The sequence below is a fragment of the Micromonospora globispora genome, assembly GCF_003857015.1.
Lineage (GTDB): Bacteria > Actinomycetota > Actinomycetes > Mycobacteriales > Micromonosporaceae > Micromonospora > Micromonospora globispora.
Genome location: NZ_QGGF01000313.1, coordinates 1 through 18,751, shown reverse-complemented (window position 1 = coordinate 18,751; position 18,751 = coordinate 1). Strand labels below are relative to the sequence as shown.

Below are 18,751 nucleotides of genomic sequence, written 5' to 3'. Positions count from 1 at the left end.
GTCCACGGCGGACCCGGCGGCGACCACGCCCGCCGCCGGGTCCGCCGTGGACCGGCTCTTCGCGGACCTGACGGCGTGCGGCACGCTGACCTTCGCCCACCGGGTACGCCTGCTGGTCGCGCGCCGGGTCACCACCGCGCCGGAGCTGGCCGCCGCCGAGGCGGCCGTGGCCGCGGTCGACGAGGACCGGGCGGAGCTGCGGCTGTCGGTGAAGGAGCGGGACGACTTCTTCACCACGTTCTTCGTCAGCACCTGGTCGCCGTACGTCACCCGCACCGCCGCCCGCCTCGGGCTGAGCCCGACCGCGGTCACCATGATCTCGGTGCTCTTCGCGGTGGCCGCCGCGGTGCTGTTCGGCGTCGGCGGCCGGCCGGCGCTGGTCGCCGGGGCGGTCCTGCTCTACCTCGGCTTCGTGCTCGACTGCGTGGACGGTCAGGTGGCCCGCTACACCCGGCAGTTCAGCGCCTGGGGCGGCTGGCTGGACACGATGGCCGACCGGGCCAAGGAGTACCTGGTCTACGCCGGGCTCGGCTACGGCGCCACGCACGCCGGGTTCCGGTACGGCTGGGCCCTGGCCATCGCCGCGATGACCCTGCAGACCGTCCGGCACATGACCGACACCTGGTACGGCGTCCTGCACGACGAGGCCGCCCGGCGGCCGCGCCCGACGACCGGGGAGGGCGGGGGCATCGGCGGCAAGCTGAACGCCGCCTCGACCAGGGTGCAGGCGGACACCGGCTCGGTGTCGTACTGGCTGAAGCGGACGGTGGTCTTCCCGATCGGCGAGCGGTGGGCGCTGATCGCGCTGACCGTGGCGCTGTTCAACCCGCTGGTGGCGCTCTGCGCGGTGCTGGTGTGGGGGACGCTGGCGTTCGCGTACACCGGGGCGTTGCGGACCCTGCGCGCCCGGTGGATGCGGGTGCCGGTACTGACCACCGTCGACACCGCACTGCACCGGGACGACGGGCCGCTGGTCCGCTGGCTGCCGCCGGTGCGCCGGCCGGGTCCGCTGCCGCTGGCGGTGTTCGGTGCGCTGGGCGCGGCGGTGCTGCTGGTGGTCGGGCTGCTGCGGGTGCACGCCGACGAGGCGGTGCCGCGCTGGGCAGTGCCGCTGGCCCTGCTGGTGCTGCTCGTCGCCGGGCTGGGGGCGCGGGCGGCGCACGACGGGCCGCTGGACTGGCTGGTGCCGGCCGCGCTGCGGGCGGCGGAGTACCTCTTCGCGATCGCGGTCGGTGTGGTGGGCGAGGTGCCGCCGTGGCTGATCTTCGGGTACGTCTTCGTGCTCACCCTGCACCACTACGACCTCACTGCCCGGCTCGAGAAGCGGCAGTCCGCGCCCCCGCTGCACGCCGCCACGCTGGGCTGGGACGGGCGTTCGGCGCTCCTCGCCCTGGCGTCATTTGCCGGAATCGCGAGTACTGGTCTGCTTACACTCGGTACGTACCTTCTCGTGGCTTTCGCCGTGAGCGTGGTCCTGGCCTGGGTGATCCTGCCGGCGCGCGCCCGGCGGACGCCGGCCCCGGTGGGCGGAGGTGACCGCCTGTCGGGCTGACGGAGGGCCAGCCGGATGACACTGATCAGCTTCGTCGTACCGGCCTTCCGGGTGCAGGGCTACCTGCGCGAGTGTCTCGACTCGATCCTCGGCCAGCCGTTCGGCGACCTGGAGGTGATCGGGGTCGACGACGCCTCGCCCGACGGCAGCGGTGAGATCCTCACCGAGTACGCGGCCCGCGACCCCCGGGTCCACGCCGTCCGGCTGACCGAGAACGTCGGGCTCGGTCCGGCCCGCAACATCGGGCTGGACCGGGCCGTCGGCGAGTACCTCTGGTTCGTCGACGGCGACGACTGGCTCGTCGCCGGCTGCCTGCCGCACGTCGCCGAGCGGCTCCGCGCCACCCGCCCGGACGTGCTGATCGTCGACCACGTCCGGGCGCACTGGAACAACGTGGGCGTCCGCAGTGCGATGGCCGACGTGTTCCCGGAACCGCCCGGCGAGGCGGCGTTCCGGCTGCGGGACCGGCCGGAGACGCTGCGGCTGCTGCACACCGCATGGAACCGGGTGGTCCGCCGGCAGTTCCTGGTCGACCAGGGCTTCCGCTTCGCACCCGGCTGGTACGAGGACGTGTCGTTCAGCTATCCGGTGCTGATGGCCGCTGAGCGGATCGGGGTGCTGGACCGGGTCTGCGTCAACTACCGGCAGCGGCGGAGCGGGGCGATCACCCGGACCCGGGGCGACCGGCACTTCGAGGTCTTCGCCCAGTGGCACCGGGTGTTCCGGCTGATGGACCGGTGGGGGCCGCAGGTCGACGAACTGCGGCCCGCCGTCTTCGAGCGGATGATCTGGCACTACCTGAACGTGCTAGGCAACGGCGCGCGGATCGCCTCCGAGCTGCGGCCCGCCTTCTTCGCCCAGATCCACGCCGACTACACCCGCTTCCGGCCGGCCGGCGAATATCCCGTCCCGCCGGGGGTGGAGGGGGTGAAACACCGGCTGGTGGCGGCCGGGCGGTGGCGTACCTTCAGCGCGTTGCGGACCGCCAACCGGGCGGCCGACGCCTCCCGCCGCTCGGTACGCCGGGCCGGACGCCGGGCGCTGCCGGTCGCCCGGCGTACCGCCGAGGTGACCGGGGAGGCGGTGCTGCACGAGTACTACCGGGCGGAGCTGCGCCGGCCGATCGACCCGGCGCTCGCCCTCTACGCGGCCTACTGGTTCCGCGGCTACGCCTGCAACCCGGCCGCCGTCTACGCCGCCGCCCGCCGGCTCGCGCCCCAGGTGCGCGGGGTGTGGGTGGTCCGGCGGGACCGGGTCGACACGCTCCCGTCCGGCGTGGAGTACGTGGTCGCCGGCAGCCCCGCCTACTACCGGGCGCTGGCCCGGGCCCGCTGGCTGGTCAACAACGTCAACTTCCCCGACTTCGTCCGCAAGCGGCCCGGCTCGATCCATCTGCAGACCCACCACGGCACCCCGGTCAAGGTGATGGGGCTGGACCAGCAGCGGTATCCGATCGGCGCGATGGGGATGGACTTCGCCAAGCTGCTGCGCCGGGTGGACCGCTGGGACTTCAGTGTCACCTCGAACAGCTTCTCGACGCAGATGTGGGAGCGGGCCTATCCGGCCGCGTACGAGACGCTGGAGGTCGGCTACCCGCGCAACGACCGGCTGGTGCTGGCCACCCGGGACGAGGTCCACAAGGTGCGCGCGGAGCTGGGCATCGGCCCGGACGAGCAGGTCGTGCTCTACGCGCCGACCCACCGGGAGCACCTGCCGGGCTGGCAGCCCCCGTTCGACCCGGATCGGCTGCTGGACGTGCTCGGACCATCCGGCCGGCTGCTGATCCGCAGTCACTACTTCGAGGACCGGGACCGGCGCCCGCAAAGGCCGGCGGCGGGACGGCTGCTCGACGTCAGCGCCCACGACCGGGTGGAGGACCTCTACCTCGCGGCCGACGCGCTGATCACCGACTACTCATCGGCGATGTTCGACTACGGCGTCCTGGACCGGCCGATCGTGGTGTACGCGCCGGACTGGGAGGCGTACCGGCTGGCCCGGGGCGTCTACTTCGACCTCCTCGCGGAGCCGCCCGGGGCGGTGGCCCGGGACTTCCCCGCCCTGCTCGACCTGTTCCGCTCCGGCGCCGTCCGGTCGGCGGAGGCCGAGGAGGCCCGGCAACGGTTCCGGGCGCGGTTCTGCGCCCTCGACGACGGTCACGCCGCCGAACGGGTGGTCCGCCGGGTCTTCCTCGACGAGCCGGCCTGACTGGTCGCCCGCGGTGCGGCCAGCCATCGTGACGCACCGATACCGCGTAATAGCTCTGTCACCAATTGAACATGGCACGTTTACCCGATGTGCTTATCCAATGATCCTGGTCACAGTCATTGCCGGGTTCAGCCGACGAGCTGTTGGAGGAGACGGTGAGCACCGTCGCGCTCAAGGATGTCAGCAAGGTGTTCCAGGACGGGACCGTCGCGGTGGACACCGTCAACCTGGACGTCAACGACGGCGAGTTCATGGTGCTGCTCGGCCCGTCGGGCTGCGGCAAGTCCACCGTGCTCCGGATGGTGGCCGGCCTGGAGGACCCGTCCTCCGGCGCGGTCATGCTCGACGGCGAGGTGGCCAACGACCTGCCGCCGAGGGACCGGAAGATCGCCATGGTCTTCCAGGACTTCGCGCTCTATCCCCACCTGACCGTGGGGGACAACATCGCCTTCCCGCTGCGGCTGGCCGGCGTGGAGCCGACCCCGCGCGGCGAGCGGGTCACCGACGTGGCCAGCGCGCTGGGCATCGGTGACGTGCTCGGGCGCAAACCGAGCCAGCTCTCCGGCGGCCAGCGGCAGCGGGTGGCGATGGGCCGGGCGATAGTCCGCCGACCCGGACTGTTCCTGATGGATGAGCCGCTCTCCAACCTGGACAGCGGCCTCCGGGCCGAGCTGCGCGCCGAGATCTCCGGCCTGACCCGCGAGCTGGGCGTCACCACCATCTACGTGACCCACGACCAGGCCGAGGCGCTCACCATGGCCGACCGGGTCGCCATCATGCGCAAGGGCGTGCTCCAGGACGTGGGCACCCCCACCCAGGTGTACGGCCGCCCGGCCACCCTCTACGTCGCGGCGTTCCTCGGCAGCCCCCGGATGAACCTGCTGGAGGCGTCGGTCTACGTGCACCTCGACCGGTACGTGACGCTCAACCTCGGCGAGCAGTCGCTCTACCTGCCCTGGGACGACATTCGCAGCCGGGCGGTGGCGCACTACCACGGCGAGCGGATCGTGGTCGGGATGCGGGCCGAGGCGCTCACCCCGGTCGCTCCGGACACCCCCGGCGACGTGCTCCAGGGCCGCATCCGCCACTTGGAGCACCACGGGCACGAGTCGCTCGCCTTCCTGGACATCGGTGCCACCGCGATCATGGTGGACGAGATGGGCGGGCCGGTGGAGACCGCCGCCGACGGCCAGCGCGGCCTGCGCCGGTTCGGTCAGGTCATGCAGCGGCTCGCCGGTCGGGCGGAGGCGCCGGCCTCGGCACCGGCCGGGCGTGGCAACCGGACCAGCGTGCTCAACGACCCGGGTCGGCACCACCGCCGCCCGGCGGAGTTGGCCGTCCGGCTCGCCCCGTACCCGGCGGTGTCGGCGGGGCACCCGCTGGCCGTCCAGGTACGCATGGACGCCCTGCACTTCTTCGACGAGCGGGGCGACCGGATCGACGTGGGCTGGCGGTGATCGGCATCGGTCTTGCCCGCGAAGTTACTGCCGAGTAGCGTCTGGGTATGTCCATCGACTCTCGCCAGGTAGCGGCCGGCATGCTGGAAGCCGTGCCGTTTGCCCGCACGCTCGGTTTCGAATTCGTCGAGGTCGCGCCCGAGGCCGAGGGCGGGGTGCGGGCCGTCGTCCGGCTGCCCGACACGCCGGCCACCCACAACCACGTCGGCGGCCCGCACGCCGGCGCGATGTTCACCCTCGGGGAGACCGCCTCCGGCGCGGTGGTGCTCGCCGCGTTCGGGCAACTGCTCGACCGGGCGGTGCCGCTGGCCGTCTCCGCGCAGATCGCGTACCGGAAGGTGGCCATGGGTCCGGTGCTCGCCACCGCCCGGCTGGGTCGCCGGCCCGCCGACGTGATCGCCGAGCTGGACGCCGGCAAGCGGCCCGAGTTCCCGGTCGAGGTCGAGATCAGCACCGAGGACGGCACGCCCACCTCCGCCATGACGGTCACCTGGACTCTGCGCCCGAACCGCTGACCGGCGGGGCGAATCGGGTTTGTCCGGGCGGTCCGGTGGATAGATTCAATCCGTGCTGGGCCTACCCGCTCACGTGACCGCCTGTCTCTTCGATCTGGACGGTGTGCTGACGCAGACCGCCAAGGTGCACAACGCCGCCTGGACGGAGACCTTCAACGCGTTCCTGCGGCAACACGCGACGGCCACCGGCGAGGCGTACCGCCCGTTCGATCCCGGACCGGACTACAACCGGTACGTGGACGGGAAGCCGCGGGCCGACGGCGTGCGCTCCTTCCTGACCTCGCGGGGCATCACCCTGCCCGAGGGGTCACCGGACGACCCGCCGGAGGCCGACACGGTCAACGGGGTCGGCAACCGCAAGAACGTCGTCCTGCTGGAGCGGCTGCGCACCGACGGGGTCGACGTCTACCCCGGTTCGTTGGCTTACCTGGAGGCCGCGGCCGCCGCCGGGCTGCGCCGCGCGGTCGTCTCCGCCAGCGCCAACTGCGCGGCCGTGGTGGCCGCCGCCGGGCTGGACCCGCTGCTGGAGGCCCGGGTCGACGGCGTGGTCGCCCGGGAACGCGGGCTGCGCGGCAAGCCCCACCCGGACACCTTCCTGGCCGGGGCGGAACTGCTCGGGGTCCAGCCGGCCCAGGCCGCCGTCTTCGAGGACGCGCTGGCCGGGGTGGCCGCCGGAAGGGCCGGCGGGTTCGGCTACGTGGTCGGCGTCGACCGGGTCGGCCAGGCCGACGAGCTCCGCGCGCACGGCGCCGACATCGTGGTCACCGACCTCGGTGAGCTGATGACGGGGGAGCAGGGCGAATGATCAGGGAGCGGGCCTATCCCGTCGAACCGTGGCACGTCCGGGAGACCCGGCTCGACATGGACGTGCTGGCCCAGTCCGAGTCGGTCTTCGCCCTCTCCAACGGGCACGTCGGGCTGCGCGGCAACCTCGACGAGGGGGAGCCGCACGGCCTCCCCGGCACCTACCTGAACTCCTTCTACGAGCTGCGCCCGCTGCCGTACGCCGAGGCCGGGTTCGGCTTCCCCGAGTCCGGCCAGACCATCGTCAACGTCACCAACGGCAAGCTGATCCGGCTGCTGGTGGACGACGAGCCGCTCGACGTCCGGTACGGCGAGCTCCTCTTCCACGAGCGGATCCTCGACCTGCGGGCCGGCACCCTGCACCGGGAGGTGCACTGGCGCTCGCCGGCCGGGCAGCAGGTCAAGGTCCGCAGCACCCGGCTGGTGTCGTTCACCCAGCGGTCGGTCGCCGCGATCCACTACGAGGTGGAGGCGGTCGACGCGCCGATCCGGCTGATCCTCCAGTCCGAGCTGGTCGCCAACGAGACCCTGCCGGCGCAGAGCCGCGACCCGCGGGTGGCCGCGGTACTGGAGTCGCCGCTGCAGGCCGAGGAGGAGCTGACCACCGACGACGGCGGGCTGCTGATCCACAGCACCAAGGTCAGCGGGCTCCGGGTCGGCGCCGCCATGGCGCACGACGTGCACGGCCCCGAGCGCACGACCATCGAGTCCGAGGGGTACGAGGACTGGGTCCGGACCACCGTCGGCTGCGTGCTCAAGCCCGGCCAGGTGCTGCGGGTGGTCAAGTACCTGACGTACGGCTGGTCCAGCCGGCGGTCCCTGCCGGCGCTGCGCGACCAGGTCGGCGCGGCCCTCGCCGCCGCCCGCCTGGACGGCTGGGACGGGCTGCGCCGGGCGCAGCGGGAGTATCTCGACGAGTTCTGGGACGCCGCCGACGTCCGGGTGGAGGGCGACCCGGAGGTCCAGCAGGCCGTCCGCTTCGGGCTGTTCCACGTGCTCCAGGCCGGTGCCCGCGCCGAGCGGCGGCCGATTTCCGCGAAGGGGCTGACCGGCCCGGGCTACGACGGGCACGCGTTCTGGGACACCGAGATGTTCGTCCTGCCGGTGCTCACCTACACCCAGCCGAGCGCGGCCCGGGACGCGCTGTACTGGCGGCACTCCACCCTGGCCCAGGCGCACGAGCGCGCCCGGACCCTGAACCTGAAGGGCGCCGCCTTCCCGTGGCGGACCATCGATGGCCCCGAGTCGTCGGCGTACTGGCCGGCGGGCACGGCCGCGTTCCACATCGCCGCCGACATCGCCGACGCGCTGCGCCGGTACGTCCTGGTCACCGGGGACGAGGCGCTGGAACAGGAGATCGGCCTGGAGCTGCTGGTGGAGACCGCCCGGCTGTGGCGCTCGCTGGGTCACCACGACCGCAACGGCCAGTTCCACATCGACGGGGTGACCGGCCCGGACGAGTACACCGCGGTGAAGAACGACAACATCTACACCAACCTGATGGCGCAGCGGAACCTGCTCACCGCCGCCGAGTGCGCGATGCAGTACCGGGACCAGGCGGCCGACCTCGGGGTGAGTGAGGAGGAGGCGGCCGCCTGGCGGGACGCCGCGAACGCCATGCACATCCCATACGACGAGGGGCTCGACGTGCACGAGCAGGTGGAGGGCTTCCCCCGGCTGCAGGAGTGGGACTTCGAGCACACCCCGCCGGAGAAGTACCCCTTGCTGCTGCACTACCCGTACTTCGACCTGTACCGGAAGCAGGTGGTCAAGCAGGCCGACCTGGTGCTCGCCATGCACTGGCGGGGCGACGCCTTCACCGGCCCGCAGAAGCTGCGCAACTTCCAGTACTACGAGCGTCGGACCGTGCGGGACTCCTCGCTCTCCGCCTGCACCCAGGCGGTCATGGCGGCCGAGGTGGGCTTCCCCGAGCTGGCCCACCGCTATCTCCGCGAGGCCGCCCTGATGGACCTGCACGACCTGAACGAGAACACCCGCGACGGCGTGCACATGGCCTCACTCGCCGGTGCCTGGATCGCCCTGGTCGCCGGGTTCGGCGGCCTGCGGGACCACGACGGGACGCTGTCCTTCTCGCCCCGGCTCTCCAGCCGGCTCAGCCGCCTGGAGTTCTCCCTCCAGTGGCGGTCCATGCACCTGCGGGTCGACGTGCGGCCGCACCAGACGACGTACCAGCTCCGGCGCGGTGGGCCGGACACCGAGGTGGAGCTGCGCCACCACGGCGAGCCGATCCGGGTCACCTGCGAACAGCCGGTCACCGTGCCGGTGCCGCCGGCCCACCCGTCCGGCCCGCCGCCGGAGCAGCCGCCCGGCCGGGCGCCGCTGCTCCACCTGCCGGAGAACAGCGTCTGAGGCGCCCGAAAACGGACGTCCCGGCCCGGGACGACCGGGCCGGGACGTGGACGTCCGGTCAGAACTGGCGGCCGTTGGACGGCCGTCCGCCGGCGTCCCGCGGCGCCATGGCGCGTGGGTCGTCAGCGGTCCGGGCCTCCGCCGCCTCGTCCGCCCAGTTACGAGCGCGCTCGGCGTCCCGTTCGCGCCGTTCCCGCTCGTCGGCCTGCTGCTGGGACCTTTCCTGCTGCTGAGCCATGACGATCCTCGCGATCCGTCGGGGCGCGGCTGCGCCGATCTACGGTCACTTCGCGCCTTCCCGATCGGCTCCCCGGCAAACGGCCGGCTCACGCCTCCAGGTGCCGGGCGAAGCTCAGCCGCAGGTGGTTCTTCGGCCGGGCGCCGACGATCGAGCCGACCACCTCGCCGTTCCGGAAGACCAGCAGGGTGGGCATCGACATCACCCCGTACGCCCGGGTGGTCTCCGGGTTCTCGTCCGAGTTCAGCGTGGCGAAGAGCAGTGCGTCGCCGAACTCCTCGGCGAGCTCGGCCAAGTGCCGGGAGACCGCGCGGCAGGGCGGGCACCACTCGGCCCAGAAGTCCACCACCACCGGCCGTGTGCTGGCCAGCACCGTCGCGGCGAACGTGGCGTCGGTGAGCGCGGTCAGCCGGGCCTGTTCCGTGTCCTGAGGCATGTTTCCTCCCGATGGGCGATGGCGCGGGCGAGCTGGTCGTGCAGCTGCCGCCGTACCGTGCCGAGCCGGTCGAGGTAGGCGTCCACCTCGGCGAGCTTGCGGCGGAGCACGGCGACCGAATCCGGGCAGACGTCACCGGAGCTGTTGCCGGCGCGCAGGCACGCCACGAACGGCCGGATGTCGTCGAGACCGAAGCCCACTGCCAGCAGCGCCCGGATCTCGTGCACCACGCGCAGTTCCGCCTCGTCGTAGACCCGGTAGCCGTTGGCGGACCGGCGTGGTCGGACCAGCCCCTGGGTCTCGTAGTACCGCAAGGTGCGGGTGCTCGTACCGGCGCGTTCCGCCAGCTCGCCGATGCGCATCCGACCTCCCTCGTCCGCCCTCGCTGTCACGCTAAACCTTGCCGTCGGCGTCAACGCAACAGGTGAGCCCGGGTGCCAGCCGGGTATGCGAGGCGCGGGCCGGCAGGATGGGCCGGCGGACGGGGAGGTCGGAGATGGCGGAGATGCGCGAGGTGACGATCCCGGTGGCCAAGGGCGGCCTGCCGGCCGACGTGGTCTTTCCGGACGAACCAAAGGGTGTGGTCCTTTTCGCGCACGGCAGCGGCAGTTCCCGGCACAGCCCGCGCAACGTCGCCGTCGCCCACACGCTCAACGACCGGTCGCTCGCCACAGTGCTGGTCGACCTGCTCACCCCCGAAGAGGACGCGATCGACGCGCAGACCGCCGAGCTGCGGTTCAACATCCCGATGCTCGCCGACCGGCTGGCCGCGATCGTCGACTGGATGGGTACCGATTCCACGCTGCGCCCGCTGCCGGTCGGTCTCTTCGGGGCCAGCACCGGCGCCGCGGCCGCCTTGGTCGCCGCGGCCGAACGCCCGGACCGGGTACGGGCGGTGGTGTCCCGGGGCGGCCGCCCCGATCTGGCCGGTGCGTCCCTGTCGGCCGTCCGGGCGCCGACGCTGCTGCTGGTCGGAGGGTTGGACGAGCAGGTGATCGTGCTCAACGAGCAGGCGAAGGCGCAGCTGGGCGACGTCGCCGAGCTGCGGATCGTCCCGGGCGCCACCCATCTCTTCGAGGAGCCCGGCACCCTCGAGCAGGTCGCCGACGAGGCGGCGTCCTGGTTCTCCGGGCACCTGGCCCGCGTGCCCCGCCCGGCGTGAGGGTCAGGCGGGTGCCGGCGCCCGGTGCCGTTGCACGGTGTCGATGACCCGCCAGGTGACCGCCGCGATCGGGACCGAGACGAACGCGCCCGCGATCCCGGCGATCAGGGTGCCGGCCGTGACCACGACCAGGATCACCGCGGGGTGCAGCTGTACCTGACGCTTCATGATCAGCGGTTCCAGCAGGTTGCCTTCGATCTGCTGGACCGCGATCACCGCGGCCACGGTGAGCAGCGCGGTGGTCGGGCCGTTCGCGGCCAGGGCGACCAGCACCGCGACCGCCCCGGCCACCGTCGCGCCGATGATCGGCACGAAACCGCCGAGGAAGGTGATCAGCGCCAGCGGCAGGGCCAGCGGCACCCCGAGCAGCACCAGCGCGGAGCCGATCCCGATCGCGTCGATCGCCGCGATGATCATCGTGCCGCGGCTGTACGAGCCGAGCGTCCGCCAGCCGACCCGGCCGGCCTCCGCCGTGGCCGTCCGGTTCGGACCGGTCATCCGGCGCAGCACCCAGCGCCACATCGACCGGCCGTCCTTGAGCAGGAAGAAGAGCAGCACCAGCGCCAGCAGTACGGAGCCGGCCACCTCGGCGGCGGTCCGCGCCCCCCGGACCGGGTCGGGAGCGCCGCCGCTCAGCCCCTCCCGGGCCTGCCGGAGCAGCCGGTCCAACTGTTCGTCGGTGACCGGCAGGGTGGAGGTGACGAAGTCCCGGCTGCGCTCCAGCCCCTGGTCGAGCTGCTGGCTCAGCTCGCCGAACTGGCTCGCGGTCAGGTTCCACACCAGCACCCCCACGCCGACCAGCACGCCGAGCAGCAGCAGGATGGTGAGCAGGGCGGCGGGCGCCGCCGGCACCCGGAACCGGCGTAGCCGGAGCAGCACCGGATCGAGCAGCGCGGCGAGGAACAGGGTCCCGGCCAGCGCCACGGCCAGCGGCGCCAGCAGCACGGCGATCTTCCCCAGCAGCCAGAGCCCGGTGACCACCACCACCAGGCAGGCGCTCCAGGTCACCGCCGTCCGCACCGGCCAGGGCAGGCCGGCCCAGACCTGTCGGGGGCCCTCGACCCGGGTACGTTCCGCCGTCGCCTCGGTACCGTCCTCGATCACGTCGCCCCTCCTCGGTCCCGGCCGCTCGGTACCCGATCGGCGTCGTTCCGACACCCGCGCCGCTGGCCGCCCGGCGTTTGTACCACCGACCCGAGGGAACGCAGATAGGCGACGAAGGTGAGGAGATGCGACGTGAGTGACTTCATGGACAAGGCCAAGGACTTCGCCGACCAGCACGACAAGCAGGTCGACCAGGGCATCGAGAAGGGCGGCGACATGGCCGACCAGCGCACCGGCGGCAAGCACGACGAGCAGATCGACAAGGGCGTCGACATGGCGCAGCAGCGTACCGGCGAGGGCGACACGCGTCGCTGATCATCGCCGCGCTCCCGGGTCGCCGAATCCTCGGCGGCCGGGGAGCGGCGTCTCCGGCTCAACAGCCCGGGTAGCGGGCCCCGTTGACGTTCACCCGGAGCGTGAACAGGGAGCTGGAGGCGCAGATGTAGAGGTGGTTGCGCTTCGGCCCGCCGAAGGTGAAGTTGGCGACGACCTCGGGCAGGTGCAGCTTGCCCAGTAGCGTGCCGTCCGGGTCGAAGCAGTGCAGCCCGTCGTGCGCGGCGACCCACACCCGCCCCGCCTCGTCGAGGCGTACGCCGTCGAAGGAACCGGCGTCGCAGGTGGCGAAGACCGCACCGCCGCGCAGCCTGCCGTCCTCGGTCACCTCGAACCGGCGCAGGTGCCGCGCCCGGGTGTCCACGATGTAGAGCACCGACTCGTCGGCGCTGAACGCGAGGCCGTTGGGCTGCTCGAAGTCGTCGGCGACCAGGTGCACCTCCCCGTCCCGCGGATCCACCCGGTAGACGTGGTTGCCGCCGATCTCGCTCTCGCCGCGGTGCCCCTCGTAGTCACTGTCGATGCCGTAGCTGGGGTCGGTGAACCAGATGGACCCGTCGGAGTGCTCGACCACGTCGTTCGGGCTGTTGAGCCGCAGGCCCTTCCAGCGGTCCGCGAGCACGGTGTCGGTGCCGTCCGGCTCCGTCCGGGTGACCCGCCGCCGGCCCTGCTCGCAGCTCACCAGTCGCCCCCGTCGATCGACGGTGTGCCCGTTGGCGTAGCCGGCCGGCTGGCGGAACACCCCGACCGCGCCGGTGGTCTCGTCCCAGCGCAGCAGTCGGTCGTTGGGGATGTCGCTGAACACCAGGTAACGCCCGGCCGGGAACCAGGCTGGCCCCTCCAGCCAGCGGCCTCCGGTCCAGAGGCACTCCACCCACTCGTCGCCGTTGACCCGACGGAACCGCTCGTCGAGCACCTCGAAGCGCGTCCTGAACCGGTCGATCATGACCGCCTCCCCCGTGACTGTCGTTCGGCGTCAAGCTAACATGACCGAACCGCAATCGGCGAGACCCACTTTTCGCCGAACGAGAGGAGCTGTTGAGTCGCGATGGACGAGGTGGATCGGGGCCTGCTGGCCGCCCTGCAACGGGATGCGACCCAGTCGTACGCCGCGCTGGCCGGCGCCGTCGGGCTCTCCACCGGCGCGGTGCACGAACGGGTACGCAAGCTGCGTGAGCAGGGGGTGATCCGCCGGACCACGGTCGACGTCGACCCCGCTGCGGTCGGACGGGGCGTGCTCGCGTTCGTGCTGGTGGAGGCGAACGCGTGGATGGGGGACCGGCCGACCCACGAGGCGCTGGCCACGCTGCCGGAGGTGGAGGAGGCGCACGTCATCGCCGGCCCCGCCTCGGTACTCGTCAAGATCCGCGTCGGTACGCCCGAACAGCTTCAGGCGAGCCTGCGCCGACTGTTCCACGTGGAGGGTGTCACCGGTACGCAGACCATCGTCGTCCTGGAGACCTTCTTCGAGCGGCCGCTCGACCCGTACCCGCCGAACCCCTGACACGGCGGTGGCCACGTCCCGGGGGAGCGTGGCCACCAGAGAGACGATCAGGACTGCTTGTCGCGCAGCTCCTGCATCGAAGTGGGGCGGCCGCTCAGCGCGTCCCGCATGCGGTCCACCAGCCCGGTGCCCGGGGCGAGCATCTTGTTCGCCGGCGGGTGGTCCGGAGCGGCCGGGTGCGGGCGGGTCGGCGCCGCCTTCTTGGCCTTCTCCACCTTGCCGGCGAGCTCGACGAGTTCCTCCCGGGCCACCGCGGCGCGCAGCCGGGGGAAGAGGTCGGACTCCTCGTCCTGCACGTGGTGCCGGATGGTGGCGGTCAGCTGGGTGAGCAGCTCGTCGAAGCGAGGGTCGGACGGGTCGAGCGCCTCCAGCTCCTTCATGGTCCGCTCGGCGTCGGCGTGCTCTGAGATCTCGTGCTCGGCGATCTGGTCGCCGTCCGGCAGCGCCTTGCGGGCGGCCGGGTAGACGTACGCCTCCTCGGCGACGGAGTGGCGGACCAGCTCGGCGATCACCACGTCGGCGAGCTGCCGGCGGTGCTCCGGCGTGCCCTGCCGGCTCTCCAGCTCGACGAAGATCGCCTCGACCTCCCGGTGGTCGGCCATCAAAACGTCGACGACGTCCTGCCCCGTCGTGGTCTGTGCGTTGGTCATTTCACTGCCCCTTACCGGTGGGATCGGATCGGCTTGCCGGGGGCAGTACCCCCGAGTTGCCGGGCGAACCCACGCCCGCGGGGGGAGGGCTCCGCTCGGCGCAGCAGGGGTCGGCAGCTCGGCAAGCGTCGCGATCGTCGGACCTGGCCAGGCCGGGTCGGTGTCGTTGTGCTCGGTGGTCCGGATCACCGACATTCCGACTGCCGCCGCCCCGGCCAGCTCGCCGTCCGAGCCGTCGCCGATGAAGACGCAGCCGGCGGGTGCGCCGCCGAGCCGTTCGGCCGCCGCGTGGTAGATCGCCGGGTCGGGTTGGCCAACCGCACTTCACAGGAGAAGACCGCCACGTCGAGGCGAAGGGGGGAGGCTGGTGTCCGGCCACGCCTCGGCCGTCTCCGCGGTGGCGTTGCTGATCAGTCCGAGCGGATGCCCGGCGGCCCGCAGCGCGTCGAGCGTGTCCAGCGTCGCGGACGACACCGACGCCAGCACCCGGCGGGCGAGCGCACGCCGGTCCGACGCCGCCAGCGCCACCGCCTCGTCAGAGGGGGTGCCGCGAGCCGGCTGGCGAGAAGCGCAGGGCATGCCCGCATGCCAGTGACCGCCGGACACGACGAAGGGCCGGCCTCCCCGTTCGGGGAGACCGGCCCTCGGTCGGTCAGACAATCTGGATCAGGCGCTGTAACCGCGGCCCGCGATCCAGTTGGCCAGCTCGGTGACGTCCATCCAGTACTCCGGGTTACCCGGGCTGGCCGGGTCGGCGATCTTCACCGTGTTGCCGTCGTCCTTGTACTCCACCACGGTCACGTAGTGGCCCGGGAAGCTGTGCTGGACGCCGTCCACGTCCACGCCGGCGCCCATGGCGTTGGCGACGACCGGGCGACCCTGGTCCACGGCGGCCATGACGTCGGCCCGCAGGCGCTCGACCTGCTCCTTGGTGGCCACGTCATTGCTGATCTCGACGGTCTTGTACTTGCCACCGGTGTACTCGTTGAGCACCCGGGTGATGTCGAACGCCGAGGCGGTGCCCTCCACGGTCGTGCCGAGCTTCTGGGCCAGCTCGTCCTGGCTGACCGCCTTGCCCTCGGCCGACAGCGCGATCCGGGTCGACGCCGGGCCGCAGTAGTAGGCGTTCGGCTGGGCCTCGTACTCGAAGTTGGCCCGGCGGTCGCTCTTGTCCGCGCCCTTGCCGTTGTTGCCCTTGTCGGCGTTGCCGTTGCCGTTGCCCTTGTCCAGGGTCACCGAGGTGACCGGCGCGGCCTGCGCCGGGGCGGCGTGGGCGGCCACGGCCGGACCGGCGATGACGCCACCGGACATGACCAGACCGGCGACCGACAGCATGCTCTTACGGAAGATCGTGTTCATGTCGAAGCTCCATTCGGGGATTGACGCCTCCGGGGGACGGAGACGCAAGCACCGGGAAGGGCGCTCGGTTCATTTGATCGGGAATCGGTGTCCGGCCTCGTGGCCCGCACCGGGGAGGTGTAACGACCGACGGCTCCGAGCCATTCCGCTCCCTCGCCTGTCCTGCACCGGCGTACGGGAGGTGTAACGACCGGAATCGGGCGGGGATTCCGTCGGGCGGGTGCCGCGTGTCACGGCGAACCGGACAGACCGGCATGGTCGGCGCACGGGTTCCGACGAGGGCCCGGACAGGCCGGGGTTGTGGCGCAGAATCCTTGACGCCGGTCGGGGGCCGGGCCGGGCTGCCACCATGAGGTCGGCACAGGCAGGGATGATTCGGACAGGCGATCCGTTTGCGTCATCAGGTCCGTAGGGTCCTCGGGTGGCCGCGGACGGCAAGGTCAGTCGGCCGCCGGCAGGTTGCCCAGCAGCCAGGTCACGAGGATCTCGATGACGACCCGGTGCGGATTTGGACGCGGTTGGCGGTAGCGCTCGGCGTACCGGCGCTCGGCCTCGGCCACCGACTCCGGATCCCGGCGCAGCACCGCCCGGCCCTCGACCGTGAGCCACCAGCGTCCGTCGACGTGGCAGGCCGCCACCGGGCTGCCCGCCGGGCCGGCCGCCGCCACCTGCCGCGCCTTGGCCGAGGTCTCCGAGGTGATCACCCGGGCCACCCCGGCATCCGCGTCGAAGGTCACCCCCACCGGTACGACATGCGGGGTGCCGTCGGCGCGCAGCGTGGTGAGCGTCGCCAGGTGCCGCTGGCGGAAGAAGGCGGTGACCCGTTCGTCGCGTGGGTCCAACCGGTGGTCGCCCGCCATGTCCCGTCCCCTGTCCACCGATCCGGCCCGGCCGCCGGTCCCGGACTGATCATGGCACGGGACGCTGCACCGGACCCGGCTGAACCTCCGGCTGGCCGGGCCGGCGTCGCTGCGCCGCCCGATGCCGGTGTACCAGCCGGGTCAGGTAGATCAGCGCACCCGCCAGCACGCCCATGTCGTCCAGGTAGATCGGGTCCGGCAGGATGTCGACCGGGAAGATGGCGTAGATCAGCGCGCCGTAGAAGGCGACCTTGCCGCCCACCCCCAGCGCGCCGAGCAGTCGGCGGGTGCGGACCACCCGGACGGCGAGCAGCACCGCACCGACCAGCGTCGCCAGCGCGACGACGCCGCCGAGCACCACCAGGACCCAGGCGTCGCGGGACATTCCGCCACGCTAACCGAGCCCGGCCCCCCGCGCCGCCGGCCGGGCGCCAGTACGCGGGGATGGCGGCGCTAATCGAGCCCGGCCTGCCGCGCCGGGCGGCGCCCGGTGTCAGTACGCGGGGACGGCGGCCCGGCCCCGGGCCACGCTCGTGGTCTCCCGGGTGCCGTCGTTCCCTCCCCGGGCGGTAGCGGCGCCCCGAGAAGTCTCGGCGGCCGGGCCGGCGAGGTCCATCGTGGAGAGCAGGGACTGGGCCTCCGGCGCCGGGCCGGTGGCCGTGTACGCCTCCTCGCGCAGACTCCGGGCGGCCGCGGCGGCCAGCTCGGCGGCCCGCCAGGCGGCCTGCTCCCGCTCCCGGGCCGCCTCGTGCCGGGCGAGCAGGTTGTCCCGGACCAGCCGGCGCAGCAGCAGTTCCTGCTCGACCGGGTGCCGGCGTGGGTCCCAGCCGCGGTGGCCGAGGATGTCACTGAGCTGCCGCACCGTGATCTCCCCGCGCCACTGCGCGTCCAGCGCCGCCCGGTGCAGCCAGCGCTCGCGGTCGACGTACTCGGCCGGGGTCCGGGCGGTACGCGGCAGGGGCAGGGCGGCGGCGGCCGCCAGCCGGCGGACATCCTCCTCGGCCGCCTGGTACGCCAGCCACGCCTCCTCGACCTCCTCCTCGGCGGTCAGCCACTCGGCGCGGCGCCGCTCGGCGGTGGTCGCGGCACGCTCGGCGGCCACCCCCACCTCCTGGGCGTAGCGGGCCCGTTCCCGGGCCTCCTCGGCCAGCTCCACGCTGCTCGGCATCGCCGCCTCGCTGATCCGATCGCCGAACACCGACCGGAACCGGTCGGGGCGGACGATCAGCCCGGCCACGGCGGTCGCCGCGACGGCGAGCAGGGCCAGCCAGATCCCGGCGGCCTGGGGAACGTCGGGCAGGACGGTGGAGAAGACGGTCTGCACTACCAGCACCTCGTGGTGGAACGGTCGGAACGGACGGTCGTGGCCCGGTCTACGGGCGGGGTTGTCGCAGGCGCGACGGTGGTGCGGGAGGTTCCGCAGGGGGCCGTACCCGCTCAGCTCGGCGGGGAATCATCCCGGGCCGCGCGGCGGCGGCCAGCGGATCAGGCGGGCGGGGGACCGCGGCGGCCGACCGCGTCCCGGCCGGGGTCGGCCAGGGCCACCGCGACCGCGATCTGCGGACGGGAGGCGGAATCGCGCCGGTCCGCCCGCTCCACCGGGGCGCCGGGCGCCGGCTCGGTCGCAACGTCGGCCACGCGCTCGGTGCCGACACCGGCATCGGGGCGCGGCTCGGCCACCCGACTCGTCACGACGGTCGGCCGGAGGGCGGTGGTGGTGTCCGGGGCGGCGGCCACGCCGCCGGCTCCGACGACGAGCACCAGGGCGGTCACGGCCAGGCGGGTCAGCTTCCGCAGAGTGCGTAGCGTCGCCGGCCAGATCGGCGGGGCGAACGCTACGAGCTGCACCGCTTCAACCTATCGGTCAGGTCCGCCTCATGCAGCTCGACGATCTTCGTGGGAGGCGTGACGCCCCCCACCCTGCGTTGTGGACGAAGCGCTGACCGGGCCGGCACGGTGCCGACCCGAACGACGCGGCACCCCGGTGACGGGACGCCGCGCCGTGGAGCGTGGGGTCAGTTCGTGCCGAGCACCGGCGGCGGGGCGGTCTCGCCGTCCTGCCACACCATCTCGTCCTCGGTCAGCCAGGTCAGCCGCTCGTCCGAATCGTCCTCGTGGTCCTCGGCGCGCCCGCCGAGCACGCCGTTGCGGTTCCCGCCGGTCATGGCCGAGCGCCCGCCCGCGCCGCGACCCCCGCCGGAG

The 18,751-nt window shown here is 72.8% G+C and carries 21 protein-coding genes and 2 pseudogenes; 9 read left to right on the top strand and 14 right to left on the bottom strand.

Translation table 11 applies throughout. The features are described 5' to 3' along the window. The 6 genes from DKL51_RS15415 to DKL51_RS15390 form a co-directional block, all read left to right on the top strand. The coding region (locus DKL51_RS15415) for a DUF5941 domain-containing protein (RefSeq protein ID WP_148097793.1) at nucleotides 1-1,552 on the top strand (1,552 nt) is incomplete at its 5' end. 15 nt (nucleotides 1,553-1,567) lie between these two features. After that, complete coding sequence (locus DKL51_RS15410) at nucleotides 1,568-3,757, top strand: bifunctional glycosyltransferase/CDP-glycerol:glycerophosphate glycerophosphotransferase (protein ID WP_109945330.1); 2,190 nt, start codon at nucleotides 1,568-1,570, stop codon at nucleotides 3,755-3,757. Nucleotides 3,758-3,912: 155 nt separating this feature from the next. After that, on the top strand, nucleotides 3,913-5,214 hold the full coding sequence (locus DKL51_RS15405; protein ID WP_109945345.1) for an ABC transporter ATP-binding protein: 1,302 nt from the start codon (nucleotides 3,913-3,915) through the stop codon (nucleotides 5,212-5,214). A 47-nt stretch (nucleotides 5,215-5,261) separates the two neighbouring features. Next, on the top strand, nucleotides 5,262-5,729 hold the full coding sequence (locus DKL51_RS15400) for a DUF4442 domain-containing protein (protein ID WP_109945331.1): 468 nt from the start codon (nucleotides 5,262-5,264) through the stop codon (nucleotides 5,727-5,729). 52 nt (nucleotides 5,730-5,781) lie between these two features. Continuing rightward, nucleotides 5,782-6,534 (top strand): beta-phosphoglucomutase family hydrolase, encoded by a 753-nt coding sequence (locus DKL51_RS15395; protein ID WP_109945332.1) that lies wholly within the window; start codon nucleotides 5,782-5,784, stop codon nucleotides 6,532-6,534. Further along, nucleotides 6,531-8,903, top strand: coding sequence for a glycoside hydrolase family 65 protein (locus DKL51_RS15390; RefSeq protein WP_109945333.1), 2,373 nt, complete (start codon nucleotides 6,531-6,533; stop codon nucleotides 8,901-8,903). Before DKL51_RS15395 ends, DKL51_RS15390 begins: the two co-directional genes overlap by 4 nt. Before the next feature lie 58 nt (nucleotides 8,904-8,961). Here the strand turns inward: DKL51_RS15390 and DKL51_RS15385 are convergent, their stop codons facing one another. From DKL51_RS15385 to DKL51_RS15375, 3 genes are all read right to left on the bottom strand, one after another. Next, nucleotides 8,962-9,141, bottom strand: coding sequence for a hypothetical protein (locus DKL51_RS15385; protein ID WP_109945334.1), 180 nt, complete (start codon nucleotides 9,139-9,141; stop codon nucleotides 8,962-8,964). An 88-nt stretch (nucleotides 9,142-9,229) separates the two neighbouring features. Then, complete coding sequence (gene trxA / locus DKL51_RS15380; protein WP_109945335.1) at nucleotides 9,230-9,577, bottom strand: thioredoxin; 348 nt, start codon at nucleotides 9,575-9,577, stop codon at nucleotides 9,230-9,232. After that, nucleotides 9,547-9,939 carry a MerR family transcriptional regulator gene (locus tag DKL51_RS15375; protein WP_109945336.1) on the bottom strand — a complete coding sequence of 131 codons (393 nt, stop codon included), beginning with the start codon at nucleotides 9,937-9,939 and terminating at the stop codon, nucleotides 9,547-9,549. Before DKL51_RS15375 ends, trxA begins: the two co-directional genes overlap by 31 nt. A 134-nt stretch (nucleotides 9,940-10,073) precedes the next feature. On the opposite strand from DKL51_RS15375, the gene DKL51_RS15370 reads away from it, so the two are divergent. Beyond that, nucleotides 10,074-10,739 (top strand): dienelactone hydrolase family protein, encoded by a 666-nt coding sequence (locus DKL51_RS15370; RefSeq protein WP_109945337.1) that lies wholly within the window; start codon nucleotides 10,074-10,076, stop codon nucleotides 10,737-10,739. 3 nt (nucleotides 10,740-10,742) lie between these two features. Here the strand turns inward: DKL51_RS15370 and DKL51_RS15365 are convergent, their stop codons facing one another. Further along, a complete protein-coding gene (locus DKL51_RS15365; protein ID WP_243420686.1) occupies nucleotides 10,743-11,843 on the bottom strand; it encodes an AI-2E family transporter in 1,101 nt (366 codons plus the stop codon). A gap of 132 nt (nucleotides 11,844-11,975) precedes the next feature. Between DKL51_RS15365 and DKL51_RS15360 the strand changes: the two genes are divergently transcribed. Continuing rightward, nucleotides 11,976-12,158: an antitoxin gene (locus DKL51_RS15360; RefSeq protein ID WP_109945338.1), complete on the top strand. Its 183-nt coding sequence runs from the start codon at nucleotides 11,976-11,978 to the stop codon at nucleotides 12,156-12,158. Nucleotides 12,159-12,216: 58 nt separating this feature from the next. On the opposite strand, the gene DKL51_RS15355 is transcribed toward DKL51_RS15360, so the two are convergent. Next, nucleotides 12,217-13,122 carry an SMP-30/gluconolactonase/LRE family protein gene (locus DKL51_RS15355; RefSeq protein ID WP_207783889.1) on the bottom strand — a complete coding sequence of 302 codons (906 nt, stop codon included), beginning with the start codon at nucleotides 13,120-13,122 and terminating at the stop codon, nucleotides 12,217-12,219. Between the two features lie 102 nt (nucleotides 13,123-13,224). Here DKL51_RS15355 and DKL51_RS15350 point away from each other — a divergent pair, with 102 nt between their 5' ends. Next, entirely contained in the window at nucleotides 13,225-13,680 is a 456-nt protein-coding gene (locus DKL51_RS15350) for an Lrp/AsnC family transcriptional regulator (RefSeq protein ID WP_109945339.1), read from the top strand. Between the two features lie 47 nt (nucleotides 13,681-13,727). Here DKL51_RS15350 and DKL51_RS15345 read toward each other — a convergent pair whose 3' ends face one another. The 9 genes and pseudogenes from DKL51_RS15345 to DKL51_RS15310 form a co-directional block, all read right to left on the bottom strand. After that, the gene (locus tag DKL51_RS15345; protein WP_109945348.1) at nucleotides 13,728-14,330 is read right to left on the bottom strand and encodes a hemerythrin domain-containing protein; all 603 of its coding nucleotides are present in this window, start codon (nucleotides 14,328-14,330) and stop codon (nucleotides 13,728-13,730) included. 192 nt (nucleotides 14,331-14,522) lie between these two features. Beyond that, nucleotides 14,523-14,636: pseudogene (locus DKL51_RS36415) on the bottom strand (HAD family hydrolase); the annotation flags it as partial. Between the two features lie 18 nt (nucleotides 14,637-14,654). Further along, a complete protein-coding gene (locus DKL51_RS36410) occupies nucleotides 14,655-14,909 on the bottom strand; it encodes an HAD family hydrolase (protein WP_243420685.1) in 255 nt (84 codons plus the stop codon). Nucleotides 14,910-14,996: 87 nt separating this feature from the next. Beyond that, a complete protein-coding gene (locus DKL51_RS15335; protein WP_109945340.1) occupies nucleotides 14,997-15,689 on the bottom strand; it encodes a C39 family peptidase in 693 nt (230 codons plus the stop codon). A 440-nt stretch (nucleotides 15,690-16,129) separates the two neighbouring features. After that, nucleotides 16,130-16,549: a pyridoxamine 5'-phosphate oxidase family protein gene (locus DKL51_RS15330; RefSeq protein WP_124812186.1), complete on the bottom strand. Its 420-nt coding sequence runs from the start codon at nucleotides 16,547-16,549 to the stop codon at nucleotides 16,130-16,132. Nucleotides 16,550-16,598: 49 nt separating this feature from the next. Next, nucleotides 16,599-16,934 carry a YkvA family protein gene (locus tag DKL51_RS15325; protein WP_109945342.1) on the bottom strand — a complete coding sequence of 112 codons (336 nt, stop codon included), beginning with the start codon at nucleotides 16,932-16,934 and terminating at the stop codon, nucleotides 16,599-16,601. 108 nt (nucleotides 16,935-17,042) lie between these two features. Beyond that, a complete protein-coding gene (locus DKL51_RS15320) occupies nucleotides 17,043-17,873 on the bottom strand; it encodes a hypothetical protein (protein WP_109945343.1) in 831 nt (276 codons plus the stop codon). Nucleotides 17,874-18,034: 161 nt separating this feature from the next. Further along, a complete protein-coding gene (locus DKL51_RS15315) occupies nucleotides 18,035-18,397 on the bottom strand; it encodes a hypothetical protein (protein WP_109945344.1) in 363 nt (120 codons plus the stop codon). Between the two features lie 167 nt (nucleotides 18,398-18,564). Then, nucleotides 18,565-18,751 (bottom strand): annotated as a pseudogene (locus DKL51_RS15310) (hypothetical protein); the annotation flags it as partial.

Coding starts and splice junctions, on each gene's coding strand:
- DKL51_RS36410 (WP_243420685.1), bottom strand. CDS start 14,909: ATGCCCTGCGCTTCTCGCCAGCCGGCTCGCGGCACCCCCTCTGACGAG.
- DKL51_RS15345 (WP_109945348.1), bottom strand. CDS start 14,330: ATGACCAACGCACAGACCACGACGGGGCAGGACGTCGTCGACGTTTTG.
- DKL51_RS15385 (WP_109945334.1), bottom strand. CDS start 9,141: ATGGCTCAGCAGCAGGAAAGGTCCCAGCAGCAGGCCGACGAGCGGGAA.
- DKL51_RS15400 (WP_109945331.1), top strand. CDS start 5,262: ATGTCCATCGACTCTCGCCAGGTAGCGGCCGGCATGCTGGAAGCCGTG.
- DKL51_RS15370 (WP_109945337.1), top strand. CDS start 10,074: ATGGCGGAGATGCGCGAGGTGACGATCCCGGTGGCCAAGGGCGGCCTG.
- DKL51_RS15375 (WP_109945336.1), bottom strand. CDS start 9,939: ATGCGCATCGGCGAGCTGGCGGAACGCGCCGGTACGAGCACCCGCACC.
- DKL51_RS15410 (WP_109945330.1), top strand. CDS start 1,568: ATGACACTGATCAGCTTCGTCGTACCGGCCTTCCGGGTGCAGGGCTAC.
- DKL51_RS15335 (WP_109945340.1), bottom strand. CDS start 15,689: ATGAACACGATCTTCCGTAAGAGCATGCTGTCGGTCGCCGGTCTGGTC.
- DKL51_RS15325 (WP_109945342.1), bottom strand. CDS start 16,934: ATGTCCCGCGACGCCTGGGTCCTGGTGGTGCTCGGCGGCGTCGTCGCG.
- DKL51_RS15330 (WP_124812186.1), bottom strand. CDS start 16,549: ATGGCGGGCGACCACCGGTTGGACCCACGCGACGAACGGGTCACCGCC.
- trxA (WP_109945335.1), bottom strand. CDS start 9,577: ATGCCTCAGGACACGGAACAGGCCCGGCTGACCGCGCTCACCGACGCC.
- DKL51_RS15390 (WP_109945333.1), top strand. CDS start 6,531: ATGATCAGGGAGCGGGCCTATCCCGTCGAACCGTGGCACGTCCGGGAG.
- DKL51_RS15350 (WP_109945339.1), top strand. CDS start 13,225: ATGGACGAGGTGGATCGGGGCCTGCTGGCCGCCCTGCAACGGGATGCG.
- DKL51_RS15355 (WP_207783889.1), bottom strand. CDS start 13,122: ATGATCGACCGGTTCAGGACGCGCTTCGAGGTGCTCGACGAGCGGTTC.